Raw genomic sequence first — 13,596 nt, forward strand, 5'->3', positions numbered from 1 at the left:
CATTAATCTATTATCAGAACTTGAAGAGATTATAAGAATCAATATTGAAATAATAAAAAACTCTGAAGAATATTATAATCAAGATGAGAATGCAAAATATATATCTCAACTTAGAAATAAAAGAAATAAGATTATGAATTCTTATATAAAGATATTAAAGGAGGCTTAATATGAAAATTCAAAAAATAATTTTACTATCAAGATTAATTTCTCTTTTCTTGATAATTTCTTGTACTACTATTGCTTCACTAATAGAAGAACCAACACTTCCAAAAACAGAATCGCTTAAAGAGCTTAGTACTTATGAAGCTAAGTTATCCGATTATATTATGTATTTGCAAGTGTTCTTAACACGTACACAAAAAAAAGTCAAAGACCCCAATTATCCTAAATTTACTTATTTCAATCCAGCAGAACTTAAATCTGAACATACTGTTGAGGATCTAAAGTTTAATATAAAATTGTTTCAAGATTATATCAGTATTACTAAACCTATTGCTCAAGATGTATATAGAAGATATTCAAAATTGAAAAATTAATTATTTAAGCCCCTGATGGGGCTTTTTATTATCACGTTAAGCTGAATAAACACTGGAATTCTTTAGTAATAGACAGTTGACTAAACAATTTCAGTGGACTATTTCCAACTTTATTTAAATCCAAAGCCATAAATATATTGAACTTCTCAAGCCTACTTAAATCCCTACTACTTTTAGTAAAGTATTCCTTGATCAAATTACACCAATACTCAATACTCTTTAACATTTTATTTTTATCAAAGTGTTCAAGTAATTTAGAATCATCTCCCGATTTAACAGATTCAAGATAATCGTTTATTTCTGACAAACTACTAAATGGCTTCTCACTTAAAAAGTTATACATATTTCTTGATGCTATTAGTAAGTTTTGATAATAAGTAAATTTATTCATATTAACACTATGTTTAACTTCGGATTTAGAATGCCCAGTATTAACAACTTGTTTGTTTTGTACTCTACTTTCTATTGATTTTGCCTTTGTTACATCTACAGATGGTTTACTTGCACTACTATCTTTACTATTAGAAGTATTATTTTCAATTTGTTCTCTATTATTCTTTTGTTCAATATCTAAATTACTAGCATCAGTATCAACTTCACTTTCTATTGACAAATATGCAACTAGTGCATAACGTTTGAAATAAGTTATTGCAGACCCCACAAGCTGCGGCCATGTATTTTGACTTTTCACACCAATAGACTTTAATTCTTTTATATGTGTTGATGTATCAAATGAATGTTCATATCCACTTAAAGGACTATAAAATGTTGTTGTAACAACATCTACTAAATTACCATCAATACTCTTTGTAGTTGGATATTGTACAAAATCAATATCTAGATCATGTTCCTTAATAACATTCTTAACTTCTCTTACTATTTCATTAAAATCTTGATATTTATATCCATAGCCATTAAGATTTTTGTTTACACCATTCAAACCCATTCTCAACGTTTTAAGGTTCTTTAAAAAGTCTATTCTCTTTTGATTGTTTGTTGTATTTTTGTTATTAATTTTTGTTGTTTCCTGTATATTTGTTTTTATAATATTATTTGCATTCATAAAGCACCTCCTTTAATTTTTTGGTTTTATATTTACAAAAATAAATATACATCAAAAAACAACTTTTAACAAATATTCTTAAATATAATTTAACAAAAATTTTTAATAAAATCGTAATATAAGAATTATAATTTACTACAAAACATAATCCTTACTTAAGGATATTGTTACCCTTAAGTAAGGATTATGACCTTTCATAGATTAACCAAAAAATTTTTTAAGGAAATACTAAATACAATACTGTACAGAGTACCTCAACAAAAATAGCTTACACTAAAGTAAAAATAATATCAACCTCTCTATATTTTTTATTTTTTTAAAATTTCAAATTCCTTTACAAATTCTTTGAGTAAATTCTGTTTTTCCAAAAATAGTTTATCCAATATAAAACCTGTAAGTTTCGCATTTTTCTTATAATAATTATAGCTATCTTGACTTTTAAGTTGAAATCTTAATGGCTTTACCGGATTTATTTTTGACTTTTTTAAATTTTTACTCTCTTTTTCCATCAAAAAAGACAAAGACTGTCTAAATCCATTTTCAATTAAATACTCCTCTTTCAAAATTCCATCTTGGATAGCACTAGCTATCCTTAAATAGGAATAAGCCTGAGATTTAGCTAGTTTATAATCTTTTATAAATCGAGAAAAACTTTTGTACCCATCTAGCTTATAATATTCTTTGTCTTTTATCTCTCTTAAAATATGCATAGCCTCTATTTTATTATAAATATCATCTTTTATATTATCCTTTAACTTACTTTTTAAAAGTGCAAACCTTTTTTGATTATCATCTATATTAATGCCATCATCAACCAATAAAATAGAATTTTTATCATTATTGAAATTTCTCGCATTAATTATTATCTCGTCGTCATTATTTTTACTCATAAAATTTCTCCTTCTTGATTTATTTAATCTTTAACAGTTGTCCAGCGTTGGACAACTTACATCAGGAACTATTATATTATCGTTATCAAGTCTTATATGACATAATAAATTATTCAATATTTGATCATATTCTATGATATAATCCGATTTTAAATCAAAATAACTGTTACTTGCTATTTTTTTATTCAAACTTTCCCTTTCAGATACAACACCTAAAAAATTAGCTTTCTCTTGAATTATTTTCAATAATTTTTTATGTGTATTATTTTTCTTAAATCTTGTGATAATAAAAAAAATCGGTATTAGTCTTTCCAATTTTTTAATAAAAAATTCTAAAAGTTCATAACTTTCAAGAGTCCATTTTTCAGATGTCATTGGAACTATTATATAATCAGTAGAATTTAAAGCACACTTTAATGTAAAATCTAAACTAGGATTAGTATCAATTACTATATAATCATAATTTATTTTTAATCTCCTCAATTCTACCTTTAACTTCAAATCAATAGATTTATGTCTATTTTCACAATAGAAATCTTCATTTAAACTATGTAAAGTTAAATAACTAGGAAGTAAATCTAAATTACTTTCAATATCAAAAATTGCATTATCAATTTCTAAATCTCCTTTTAAAACTTCGCATATATTGCTTTTTATTAAATTTATTCCTTTTTCTTTTATTTTATTAAAGTAATAACTAGTAACCGATGCCTGAGTATCCATATCTATAAGTAAAACTTTATATTTTTTTGCTAGCAAAGTAGATAATATTAAACTAGTAGTACTCTTACCAACCCCACCTTTAATACTTGCAATTGTTATTACTTTTGGTTTTTTTCTATCCATTTAGTTATAAGACCCCCTTCTAATAATTTCTTGTTATAAAACATATGTACTTCCTTTTCTAACTTTGAAAGTTTTTCAATTAAAGCTTCACAATATTTTGTATATACTTTATCCTTTCTTAGTAAACGATATATTCCCTTAATATAACAATAAATACTTCCTTTTTTAAATCTAAACTCTATGTAATACACTTTTGAAAAAGTAGACGATTTTATAAGACCATTTTCTTCATATTTTATAATTACATTCTTTATTGGTTTTCTATGTCCATAAAAAATACCTAAAAATTTGTCACCTCTTTTTAAAGAAAACAAGCTAAAAAATTCTATCTTTTCTTGATTAAATAATCCTCTAAACGAAATAAAAAATTTGTGTGTTTGTCTTTTATCTACTCCAAATGCATAAAAATCTTTCATAATTTTTGTATGATACAATTTTCTATTATTCTCTTTGTCAATTTTAATAAAAATAGACTTATCCTTTTTTTCCTTAATTTCAAACTTTTTCTCTTTAAGACGCTCTAATACGCTATCCATAATAAATCCTTAGTTAACAATCTTCTCATACTCTCCTATTTTTAAATTCTCTTTCCCTTTTACCATCTCTAAAATTTCATAGTAATAATGATTATTAAATACTTGGCTATATTTCAAATCAACTTGCTTATTTAAATAATTTCTTAATATTGGCGCTAAAACTTTAACCTCTACTTTGTTCTTCAACTGATCTATCAGTATACTAAATATATTATTTCTAATCTGCTTGTGGTCTTCTTTTTTACCTTTTTTCTTACATTCAACTGTTTTTTTAATCCTCTTTACTATTTGTCCTAAATCGCCGTATTTACTACTCTCTACGATAAAATGCGGCTTGTCTTTATACTTTTCATACGCTTTTTGTATCTCTGTTTCTAATTGCCTCTCATTGTATCCTTCTTTTCTTAATCCTTCTTTTGTTTCTTCTAGTATCTTCTCTAATTTATTTTGTTTGTCTACTAATTTCTTGTTCTTATTTTGCTCTCTTTCTATTCTATTCTCTTCTTTCTTAAGTTCTATTAGCTTTTTTATTTTTATTTCTTTTGTTGTTTCTAAATTCAAAATAGAGAGATATTTATCATCTTTGAATTCACACTTCTTTATGTACTTTTCTAGCTGTGCCTTTTCTCTTTCTGTTTTTTCTAGTTCTTTCTTCTTCTTTTTATTATTCTTATTATTACTATTATTATTAATACACTCCCATTTTTCTGCACTCCCATTTTTCTTTAGACTCCCATTATTAGTGCATGTTTGTTGATGGTATGAGTTGGCACGTTGTTGAAATCTTTCTTCTTTTTTGTCTTTAAAATGTCTATTAATTTTATAGTGACATACTTTTTTAGAAAATCTAAGTTTATAGTGAATTTCAGTACCGCAATTCTCTCCTAAATGTCTGTAATAGTTACTAGTTACATGAAATTCTTTTTCTAGTTTATATAAATAACTTTGTAGAGTTTTGAGTGTAGCTTTTTTTTGACCATTATTGTTTAAGTTATTATTAAAGTAATATAGTATTTTATTTTGATTGTATTGTTTAAACTTAGAATTTATATAATTTAATGTTGAGATTAAAACGATTAATTTGTGTTGGTATTTATTGATGGGCTTTTTTATAGTCCTCATTTAAGTATCTCCTTATATTTTTTGGTTTACTGTTATCAATTATGATAACGCAATTCTTATTAGAAAGTAAACCTTTTCTTTTAATAAAAAATTTTCAAAAAATTTTTTATTAAAAATATTATATCAAATACTTTAACAAAAACCGTTTTTGTTGTATTATTATTTTTGTAAATATAAAACCAAAAAATCAAAGGAGGTACTTTGTGAGTACAATTATTACAAAAATTAACAATGGAGTAAAAAAAATGAATCAACAAGATTTATACACCCAACAAGTTATTAAAGGTTTAGAAGCTTTTGTTCCAGCACCAGAGTCTGATAATAATAAACAAACTAATGTAAGTAAAATGAGCAAAATAGGACGTAAATTACCCGGTATCAAAAAGAATGAATATTTCAAGTTTAATAGTAAAGTAGATTTTTCTATTCAACGTGGGACATTAACAAAATTTGGTGCTAGTGAAGTTGGGAGTATATTTCTTGGTGCTGATGCTGCTGCTGAATTAATTGTAAGTAGAGTACTTAAATCTTTTGGAAAAGAAGTTCCATATAAAGATAATTTGCATATTAAAAAAGGTAAAGCATTAGAAAATTTAGGATTTGATGAGTTTCTACGTATTTATTCTGATAATATACAAGTTTTACATAAAAACAAATATGCTAATGGAATAGACAAATATAATTACTTCAAACGAGTAGGATTAGGAGATAATCTTGTTGGTGCAACAATAGATGGTTGGTTTGTAAACAATCAAGGTGAAGCAGAACTATTAGAGATTAAATGTAGTGATAGTAATTATTTAACATCAGCTATTACAGAATATAATCAAACAGGTAATTTTTTAGATAGTAAATATTTCTTTAAATATTATGTTCAAGCACAAGTGCAACTTGCATGTACTGGCTTATCAAAATGCAACCTATTCTTTTTGATTGGTGATGAGCCTATTAATTGTGTTATAGAGAGAAATAATGGCTTTATAGCAAAAGTGATGATTTATATTGCGACATTGGATATGGAAGTTGGACGCATGTGTAATATCATAAAAAGAGACAAGTCTATTGATCTTGCAAATATTGACATAGAAGATTTAACAAATCATATAAAACTATTACTTCAAGATAGTGAATATTATTCAGACTTGTCAGAATTAAATTATAAAGATGAGTTTATAAGTTTTATCAATATTGTTAATTTAAATATTGGTGCTGAAGAGCAAGAACTTTTAGAGAAACATTTAGTTGATATTCAATCTAAGCAAACAGAAATAGAGAAAAAAGAGAAAGAGAATGCTAAAGAATTATATGCACTTACTAAACCAGATAAGGATATTCTTAAAGATATATTTGGTAAGTTATCTATGGAGTTTTCGTTAACAGATAATATTGTTTATAGATTAGGAAAGAATATATTTGCGTTAAATTCAGGTAAACGGGCTATTAAGGATAGATTTAAGTTGATTACGGATCATTATGATTATTATGATATTAATGATATTAGTTCTCGTCGTAAGTTCTCTATATCTAATCCTGTATCTTCCACCTCATATGCAATTTAATGGGAGGTGGAGCAGATGATTATACATGTAATAATCTTTATTTTAATAATTTTATATCGTGTGTTAAAATTTATATGTAAGTGTTTAAGAAATATTATTAAAAAATATGTTTATGACTATCATACAACAAAAGAATACAATGAATATTTAGGTAACTTGTATTGCGATCTTCAAAGAATGGAGATTAGACGTAGGCTTTATGATGATGGGGGTTTTGATGTCTGACATTAATAACATCACATTATCAGGACGCTTGGTTAGAGATTCACTTTTATCTTATAGTAGCACAAATTTAGCTATACTAAATTTTTCTATAGCTAATAATATTAAAGTCAAAAGAGAAGGTGAGTGGAGAGATAATGCACAATTTTTTAATTGTGTATTATTTGGTAAACGAGCAGAAACTCTTATTCATTTTCTTAGTCAAGGTAAACAAGTCGTTGTTCAGGGATCTATGAGACATGAATATTATAAGGATAAACATAGTGGAGTTGATAAAATTAAAAGCATTATTTTTGTAGAGCAATTGAGATTGTTTGGTACAGGTACTAAGCATCATAATCCTAAAGTTGATATTCCTGTTCCTGTTCCTCCGCATGTTCCTGATCCTGCTTGTGAATTTAATGAAGATATTCCTTTTTAGAAGTTTATAAATGAGGTTTGGATTATATAGGAGGTTAAATGATATATGAAATTACAACAAAATGATAATAGATTTTTATTAGAGATTAGACGTTGGGGTTGTTACTTTTTATCTTTGCATTATTATATAGCATCACTTACAAAGAACGAATTTGACTTTAATGATATTAATAATAATTATTATCAATTTATTAGATTAGGTTATATGAGGATTAATTGTTATATTTTAAATCCATGTAGAATCTTAAGTTTCTTTGGCATTAAACGAGATGTTCGTGTTGAAGATAAAGATTATAAATGTTTAAAAGATGAATTTGAAATAAGTGAAGTTAAGATAAAGAATAATATTGGATCCCATTTTATGGCAACAAATAATACAGAAGTTTTATATGATCCTCTTTTTCTTAAAGATAGAGGACAAGAGTATCATCTAAAATCTAAGCGTATATTTAGAAAAATATGAATTCTCACTTTATTATCTCCATTATTGGTATTATTAAAAGGCTATATGCCTTTTTTTTTATGCTTATTTATTATGTTAAATATTGATTTTTGCTAAATTTGATTGTATAATTAAACATCCTTTGAATTTTTAAATAAAAAAAGATGTATGTTTTTGATTTTATGTGTTCCTCTCTATGAATAACAAAAGGAAACATACATTTTTTATGTCAAATCTTGATTTTTGTTAAGTTTGATTGTATAATAGCTATGTATTGAGTTATTTTTTTGACCTATTTTACCTTTATTTTTAGAATAAAAAATTCTAACAAAGAGAATTGTAACTTCTTTTTGTTATTTTTATTATAGTAATATACAATATTATTTAAAGCCATCTTTAATATCATGATATGCTTTTAATTTACTTGCTTTTGAAAGACCATAAACATTATCTATTTCAGATGTTGATGCATATTTCATTAATTCTTTAATTTCAAATGAATTGTATCCTTTACTTTTAAGTGTTGCAATAAATATATTTCTACATATATGTAGTGATTTACGATGTTTAAATCCTGATTTTGTTAGTAATTCTTTAAATTGTTTTGAAATTTCACTTATATTTATTCTATTATCTTTAAATCGATGTTTACTTTTTTGAAATAGGTAAGTACGTCTTGAATCTTGTCCTTTATTTTTAAAATGAAGTTTATGAATTTCCTCTATGGATTCAAATTCAGATTTACTTATTACTACTTCTCTTATGCAAATATTACTTCGCTTCTTAGCAACATTTACACGTAAACTATAAAACACATCACCATTATTGTTTTCTTCTCTTACTATGTCATCAAGTCTTATATTTTGAATCTCTACTCCTCTACAACCTGTAATTGAGAGTATATGAACAAACCATCCTGAGATTGGATCTGTCTGTTTAAGTTTGTCAATACTTTTCTTTACTAATCTTATTGTCTTATCATTTAAATAAAATCTTATTGGTATTGATTTAGATTTAGTATTGCTTTTGGTTTGTAATAATTCCTTCTTATATTGCCTTGTTTCTTTAAGTAATATTGAATTTTGTTTCTCGAGTTCTTTGATTTTTGCTTTTAATATTTCATATTCGCTCATGTAATTTATATGTTAACTAAATGCTATAAAATAAGTAAAATTATGTATAAATATGTTAGCAAATACTCTTAATTTATGTCAAATTATATGTCTCTCCATTGTATGCAAAATTTAATGTGTAAGACATTTATTTTAATAAGAAGGGCTGATATTTAAGGGTGCAGCACAAAATATCTAGTAAACTTTGTGGTAACTTTAACAAATACTTGAAAATTTAGTCTCTATTCTTTCTAGATTTTATTTTAAAGACTCATCTGTTTGCAATGAGAGATATTTCTATTCTTTTTTTAACTTATCTTTCCCTGTTAACTTCAGGTTAACATTTTGTTTACTTATACCTTTTTTTAAACCTTTTTAATTATCCTGTTACTTGTATGAAAATCTGTATACTTTCTTTCTTAAATCTGTATTTTAAATTCTTTTGATGGTCTGATTAATTGCCTTGTCCACAAGTGCTATTTGATTGGTCTTTAAAATTATCTAAGCCAGCTTTTAAAGCACCTTCTACTACTTGTTTGAATGTATTTTTTTTATCAGCTGCGTCATCTCCTGTGCACTTTGCAAGTTCTGATTGAATGTGATCAAGAGCATCTTTTATTTTGGATTCGTCTGAATTTAAAAAATTGTTAAAATCAGATTCACTACTTAAAGCATCTTTTAAAAAATCTAGGCCTTTTTTCTGATTGTCATTTAACTTTTCTCTCAATGTTTCTTCAGGTGTTTTTTGTGCTTCTATTTGTTGTTCTAAATCTCTTTTATTTCTGCTCTTAATTCCTTTATTTGTGTTTTTTTCTTGATCACAACTACTCATTAATAGTAATAAAATCAAGGTAAAATTGGTTATTTTCATATAAAATCTCCTCATTTCACTAGATATTTGTGATTTTATAAAATATATAGCGATTATTGGAAGTATTTGTTGATTTTGTAAAATTGTTATTTTGTTATAGAGTTTATGTTAAAATAAATTAATTTTTGTTAAATTATAAGGTTGAAGAGATATGAATAAAGTAAAAAGAGCATATGAAGATTATGCCATGTATTTTAATGAAGATCGATTAAGTGATGCTGAAATAGCGAAAGAGCTTTGTGTTTCACGAGCTAATGTATGTAAGATGAGACAAAAATGGGAGATTAGTCAAGATAATCCAAAAGAGTTTTCTAGTGACAATAAAATAACCATTTGTAAAACTACTCTTGATAGTGTCTTAGGTCGAGTACTCGAAAACAATGCCAAAGCACGTGAGCTCAAAAGTCAATTCAGTATAACTAAAAGTCAACTTGGACTTAAGTTTATGAAGGCATTTAACAATTTTTTAGAATTAGAACTTGAAGATTGTATAGAAGAAATAGATCTATTAGAGAGAGAGATTAAAATGATTAAAAATAAAGGAAATAGTAGAGAACTTCAAGATAAGAAGATTAAGCTTAAAGATTTAAAACGTGAGAAAGAAAATAAAACAATGAAGTTGTGTTATGAAACAATGAAGAAACTCAAAATTGCAGACTTAGATGAGGGTAGATTTAGGTTTGGAGGATAAGTAAATGGATATATACAGTAGTAGTATTTTCAAGTCTTTGCAAAGGGAATATAAGCGTGATTTTGGTATTGATATTGCATCTTTTATGAAGCCAAAATCAGTAGTTGTTGATTTTAAAAGCTTTGAAAATAAGTTCTTAAATAAAAAACAACGTAAAGTGTTAAGTGCTATTGAAAAGAATAATCAAAACAAAGTTATTTTATCAGGAGGAATTGCGAGTGGTAAAACATTTTTGGCTTGTTATTTATTCTTAAAAACTTTACTTAAAAATAGACATCGTTATAGTCACGATACCAATAATTTTATATTAGGCAACTCACAGAAGGCATTAGAAATTAATGTTACAGGCCAGTTTAAAAAGCTTGCTAATATGCTTAAAATACCTTTTGTTCCCAAATATTCAAATACGTCATATTTTGAAATTAATTCTTTAAGGGTTAATTTATATGGTGGTGATAAAATAAGAGATTTTGAAAGATTTAGAGGATCGAATTCTGCTGTTATTTATGTTAATGAAGCAACAACGCTGCATAAAGAGACATTAAAAGAAGCGCTTAAGAGACTAAGAATAAAACCAGAGTTTATTGTTTTTGATACTAATCCTGATCATCCAGAGCATTATTTTAAAACAGATTATATTGATAATAACACAGTATATTCTACATATAATTTTACGACATATGATAATGAGGAAATTTCAAAGGAATTTATAAAGACCCAAGAAGAACTTTACAAAGACTTTCCAACATATAAAGCCAGTGTACTACTAGGAGAATGGGTCGCAAATAATGATGCGATATTTCGTAATATTAATATTATTGAAGACTATGAATTTAAAAGTCCTATAGCTTATTTAGATCCTGCATATAGTAGTGGTGGGGATAATACTTCTCTTTGTGTTTTAGAGAAAGTGTCGGATAAGTATTATGCATTTATATTTCAAGAGCAAAAACCAGCTGTTGATCCATATGTTATGAATACAATAAAGGTAATAATGGGGAATTTAAATGTTAATACTCTTTATATTGAAGATAGGGATGATATTAAAGGAGCTGGGGCTTTAACACGTGAATATGTTAGACTTCGAAATAATATGGAAAATTACTTTAGAATTGCACCAACAAGACCCAAAACAGATAAATACGCAAGAATTGTTTCTTTATTAACACCATTTACTTATAAAAAGATGCATTTATTAGATTATAGTAGTCGTTCTGCATTTAGTGATATTTATTCATATAATGGAGATGGTAAAGTTCATGATGATGCTCTTGATGCATTATCAGCTGCATATTTAATTTTGTCTTTAAATTATCGTGATAGAATTAGGCATTTTACTAAATTTACTTTCATTTAGCTTATAAATTATTGTATAATAATTACATAAGGAGATTCTTTATGGAGTATATGCAAATGGAGCCTGTAATTACTAGGCAGATGGTATTAAATGAGCTTGTAAAAGCTGGTATTAAGAGAGATATTGCGGACGATTTATCTTATAGGTACTATAAAAATGAACTTACTACTAAAGATCTTGAACTTCTAAAAATGGCATTCAAATCAGATATTAGAGATATCAATAATAAAATTGATACTGTTGAAAATAACTTAAATAATAAAATCGACAAGGTAAGGGACGAATTAAAATCAGATATTAAAGAACTTGATAACAAAATCGACAAAGTAAGGGACGAATTAAAGTCAGATATTTCTCTTGTAAGAAAAGATATGGAAGTGAACAAAATGGAACTTGATACTAAGATAGATAAATTTTCATCAGAGGTTAAAGGAACATTAAAATTACATGCTTGGATGTTTGGGACCATTATTACTTTAACTATAGGAATTTTATTAACGCTGATATTTAAATAAGTAAATATTTCTTCTATCTAAAGAATAAGTTTAATTTTTTTTTGCAATTTTTTATAATTTTTGTTATTATTTTTTAGCAAAAATAAATAATTGATCTATAATTATTTTTTGTATATTGAATAAGGTTGATAGGTTGGGGGTAAAATGAAACACAATTCTAAAATCAATTCTTATGAATTATACAAACATTCAATATTTTTCAGGAATTATATAAATAATGTTGCAGAAGACGTCCTGCACAATGGGATCAACTTAGAAGTTATTTATAGTACTGCTTTAAGCGGTATTGAAGATACGTTAGATAATCTCAAAGTAGAACTCAAAGACGCACTATTGAATTGTATCATAAGTTACAGATTCAATGGTATTGGCTATATTTTGGTCAAAACAGCAGGAGATGATAATCTTGACTTAGAAATTAATTCTGAATTACCAATTGGATTTGTGTATTTAGATTTTGGTTGTGTGCGAGATAGAGGTTCTAAGTCTCCTTATGTCATATATTCATTCAAAGAAGAGGATGATGAGGGAGTTTTAGTTAGAAGAGAAGTCAAGATCCATAAGAGTCGTTTGATCATATATGAGAATTATGACTATATTTTGGGTTCATATACACCATGTTATACACAAAGTTTTCTGCTAAATGTAGCTCTTTTTGAGACTATCTATCAAGAGATAGATAGAAGGATTCGAAACTACAATTTTCTATTTTACAGAGATGAGTCTTTAGCAGAGATTAATGATGCAATAAGTAAAGCATCTTTGCAATTTAATTTACTTACCAAAAGTAACAAAGATAATAGTTCTGGGATGTTCACGAAGTTGTTTAAACGCAATTCTGATGATGGTAGTGTTGACAATAGTGGTGATGAGGTCGTAAAGAAGGGTACCAATATCTTGAATGCGCTAAATAATGACTTGTCCCACGAACTTGAGAGACTAAAATCCAACTTGAATAATGATGGGATATTCTATTCGGGAAGTGAGTCTGCACATTTAGAAGTCATGAAATATGAACTTACTTTCCTGAAAGACACTTTAGAACTTGTAAAAGCAAAAATAGGAGCAGATACTAAAGAACCATTAACTAGAAGTTTTAACGAACAAACCAAAGGTCTTGGCAACGATGGTAAAGGAGACCGAAGTAATTATTATGATTTTTTAAAGGGGGTGCAAGAACGAATTGAAATTGCGGTAAATCAGAAGCTTAATCAATATTTTGGTCTCGATATGAGATTCAATTCTCTCATTCTTTTGAGCGAAACTGACAAGATTGAACATGACATCAAATTACTTGAACTTTACGAGAAATATAAGAGTGCTATAGGTTATGAAGAATTGTCAGAAAAGTCAGTTGAGCTTTTGAAAGACAAATTGTTTTTTGGAGAAATTTTCTTAGGAGGTTAATAAC

At 26.4% G+C, this 13,596-nt stretch carries 17 protein-coding genes; 10 read left to right on the plus strand and 7 right to left on the minus strand.

Annotated features, from left to right (window positions below; genetic code table 11):
* Position 1 precedes the first annotated feature (1 nt).
* Both BDU_RS08055 and BDU_RS05725 read left to right on the plus strand, forming a co-directional pair.
* Positions 2–169 (plus strand): BlyB family putative holin accessory protein, encoded by a 168-nt coding sequence (locus BDU_RS08055; RefSeq protein ID WP_318250822.1) that lies wholly within the window; start codon positions 2–4, stop codon positions 167–169.
* A gap of 1 nt (position 170) precedes the next feature.
* The gene (locus BDU_RS05725) at positions 171–539 is read left to right on the plus strand and encodes a BBA14 family lipoprotein (RefSeq protein WP_012539218.1); all 369 of its coding nucleotides are present in this window, start codon (positions 171–173) and stop codon (positions 537–539) included.
* Positions 540–570: 31 nt separating this feature from the next.
* Here the strand turns inward: BDU_RS05725 and BDU_RS05730 are convergent, their stop codons facing one another.
* From BDU_RS05730 to BDU_RS05750, 5 genes are all read right to left on the minus strand, one after another.
* Entirely contained in the window at positions 571–1,602 is a 1,032-nt protein-coding gene (locus BDU_RS05730) for an ERF family protein (RefSeq protein WP_012539219.1), read from the minus strand.
* Between the two features lie 308 nt (positions 1,603–1,910).
* Positions 1,911–2,492 carry a chromosome replication/partitioning protein gene (locus tag BDU_RS05735; protein ID WP_012539220.1) on the minus strand — a complete coding sequence of 194 codons (582 nt, stop codon included), beginning with the start codon at positions 2,490–2,492 and terminating at the stop codon, positions 1,911–1,913.
* A gap of 30 nt (positions 2,493–2,522) precedes the next feature.
* Positions 2,523–3,338: a ParA family protein gene (locus BDU_RS05740; RefSeq protein WP_012539221.1), complete on the minus strand. Its 816-nt coding sequence runs from the start codon at positions 3,336–3,338 to the stop codon at positions 2,523–2,525.
* Complete coding sequence (locus BDU_RS05745) at positions 3,314–3,874, minus strand: DUF226 domain-containing protein (RefSeq protein ID WP_012539222.1); 561 nt, start codon at positions 3,872–3,874, stop codon at positions 3,314–3,316. The genes BDU_RS05740 and BDU_RS05745 overlap by 25 nt, the downstream gene beginning before the upstream one ends.
* Before the next feature lie 9 nt (positions 3,875–3,883).
* Positions 3,884–4,996: a plasmid maintenance protein gene (locus tag BDU_RS05750; protein ID WP_012539223.1), complete on the minus strand. Its 1,113-nt coding sequence runs from the start codon at positions 4,994–4,996 to the stop codon at positions 3,884–3,886.
* Positions 4,997–5,199: 203 nt separating this feature from the next.
* On the opposite strand from BDU_RS05750, the gene BDU_RS05755 reads away from it, so the two are divergent.
* The 4 genes from BDU_RS05755 to BDU_RS05770 are packed head-to-tail and all read left to right on the plus strand — an operon-like array spanning position 5,200 to position 7,660.
* On the plus strand, positions 5,200–6,555 hold the full coding sequence (locus tag BDU_RS05755) for a DUF244 domain-containing protein (RefSeq protein WP_012539224.1): 1,356 nt from the start codon (positions 5,200–5,202) through the stop codon (positions 6,553–6,555).
* A 15-nt stretch (positions 6,556–6,570) separates the two neighbouring features.
* On the plus strand, positions 6,571–6,780 hold the full coding sequence (locus BDU_RS05760; RefSeq protein ID WP_041177872.1) for a hypothetical protein: 210 nt from the start codon (positions 6,571–6,573) through the stop codon (positions 6,778–6,780).
* Complete coding sequence (locus BDU_RS05765) at positions 6,773–7,198, plus strand: single-stranded DNA-binding protein (RefSeq protein WP_049752281.1); 426 nt, start codon at positions 6,773–6,775, stop codon at positions 7,196–7,198. Before BDU_RS05760 ends, BDU_RS05765 begins: the two co-directional genes overlap by 8 nt.
* Before the next feature lie 45 nt (positions 7,199–7,243).
* Positions 7,244–7,660 carry a DUF261 domain-containing protein gene (locus BDU_RS05770; protein ID WP_012539226.1) on the plus strand — a complete coding sequence of 139 codons (417 nt, stop codon included), beginning with the start codon at positions 7,244–7,246 and terminating at the stop codon, positions 7,658–7,660.
* A gap of 359 nt (positions 7,661–8,019) precedes the next feature.
* Here BDU_RS05770 and BDU_RS05775 read toward each other — a convergent pair whose 3' ends face one another.
* Together BDU_RS05775 and BDU_RS05780 are read right to left on the minus strand one after the other, a co-directional pair.
* Positions 8,020–8,772 (minus strand): tyrosine-type recombinase/integrase, encoded by a 753-nt coding sequence (locus BDU_RS05775; protein WP_012539227.1) that lies wholly within the window; start codon positions 8,770–8,772, stop codon positions 8,020–8,022.
* Between the two features lie 433 nt (positions 8,773–9,205).
* Entirely contained in the window at positions 9,206–9,622 is a 417-nt protein-coding gene (locus tag BDU_RS05780; protein ID WP_143705866.1) for an Mlp family lipoprotein, read from the minus strand.
* A gap of 151 nt (positions 9,623–9,773) precedes the next feature.
* Between BDU_RS05780 and BDU_RS05785 the strand changes: the two genes are divergently transcribed.
* The 4 genes from BDU_RS05785 (at position 9,774) to BDU_RS05800 (ending at position 13,592) form a co-directional block, all read left to right on the plus strand.
* A complete protein-coding gene (locus BDU_RS05785; protein WP_012539229.1) occupies positions 9,774–10,313 on the plus strand; it encodes a DUF603 domain-containing protein in 540 nt (179 codons plus the stop codon).
* Positions 10,314–10,317: 4 nt separating this feature from the next.
* Positions 10,318–11,670 (plus strand): PBSX family phage terminase large subunit, encoded by a 1,353-nt coding sequence (locus tag BDU_RS05790; protein ID WP_012539230.1) that lies wholly within the window; start codon positions 10,318–10,320, stop codon positions 11,668–11,670.
* Positions 11,671–11,711: 41 nt separating this feature from the next.
* A complete protein-coding gene (gene bdr / locus BDU_RS05795; protein WP_041177873.1) occupies positions 11,712–12,185 on the plus strand; it encodes a Bdr family repetitive protein in 474 nt (157 codons plus the stop codon).
* Between the two features lie 144 nt (positions 12,186–12,329).
* The gene (locus BDU_RS05800) at positions 12,330–13,592 is read left to right on the plus strand and encodes an anti-CBASS protein Acb1 family protein (protein WP_012539232.1); all 1,263 of its coding nucleotides are present in this window, start codon (positions 12,330–12,332) and stop codon (positions 13,590–13,592) included.
* Positions 13,593–13,596 lie beyond the last annotated feature (4 nt).

Source organism: Borrelia duttonii Ly (assembly GCF_000019685.1).
Taxonomy (GTDB): domain Bacteria; phylum Spirochaetota; class Spirochaetia; order Borreliales; family Borreliaceae; genus Borrelia; species Borrelia duttonii.

Bases quoted from the DNA above. Each gene is read 5' to 3' on its own strand.
- BDU_RS05725 (WP_012539218.1), top strand. From the start codon at position 171: ATGAAAATTCAAAAAATAATTTTACTATCAAGATTAATTTCTCTTTTC.
- BDU_RS05730 (WP_012539219.1), bottom strand. From the start codon at position 1,602: ATGAATGCAAATAATATTATAAAAACAAATATACAGGAAACAACAAAA.
- BDU_RS05735 (WP_012539220.1), bottom strand. From the start codon at position 2,492: ATGAGTAAAAATAATGACGACGAGATAATAATTAATGCGAGAAATTTC.
- BDU_RS05740 (WP_012539221.1), bottom strand. From the start codon at position 3,338: ATGGATAGAAAAAAACCAAAAGTAATAACAATTGCAAGTATTAAAGGT.
- BDU_RS05745 (WP_012539222.1), bottom strand. From the start codon at position 3,874: ATGGATAGCGTATTAGAGCGTCTTAAAGAGAAAAAGTTTGAAATTAAG.
- BDU_RS05750 (WP_012539223.1), bottom strand. From the start codon at position 4,996: ATGAGGACTATAAAAAAGCCCATCAATAAATACCAACACAAATTAATC.
- BDU_RS05760 (WP_041177872.1), top strand. From the start codon at position 6,571: ATGATTATACATGTAATAATCTTTATTTTAATAATTTTATATCGTGTG.
- BDU_RS05765 (WP_049752281.1), top strand. From the start codon at position 6,773: ATGTCTGACATTAATAACATCACATTATCAGGACGCTTGGTTAGAGAT.
- BDU_RS05770 (WP_012539226.1), top strand. From the start codon at position 7,244: ATGAAATTACAACAAAATGATAATAGATTTTTATTAGAGATTAGACGT.
- BDU_RS05775 (WP_012539227.1), bottom strand. From the start codon at position 8,772: ATGAGCGAATATGAAATATTAAAAGCAAAAATCAAAGAACTCGAGAAA.
- BDU_RS05780 (WP_143705866.1), bottom strand. From the start codon at position 9,622: ATGAAAATAACCAATTTTACCTTGATTTTATTACTATTAATGAGTAGT.
- BDU_RS05785 (WP_012539229.1), top strand. From the start codon at position 9,774: ATGAATAAAGTAAAAAGAGCATATGAAGATTATGCCATGTATTTTAAT.
- BDU_RS05790 (WP_012539230.1), top strand. From the start codon at position 10,318: ATGGATATATACAGTAGTAGTATTTTCAAGTCTTTGCAAAGGGAATAT.
- bdr (WP_041177873.1), top strand. From the start codon at position 11,712: ATGGAGTATATGCAAATGGAGCCTGTAATTACTAGGCAGATGGTATTA.
- BDU_RS05800 (WP_012539232.1), top strand. From the start codon at position 12,330: ATGAAACACAATTCTAAAATCAATTCTTATGAATTATACAAACATTCA.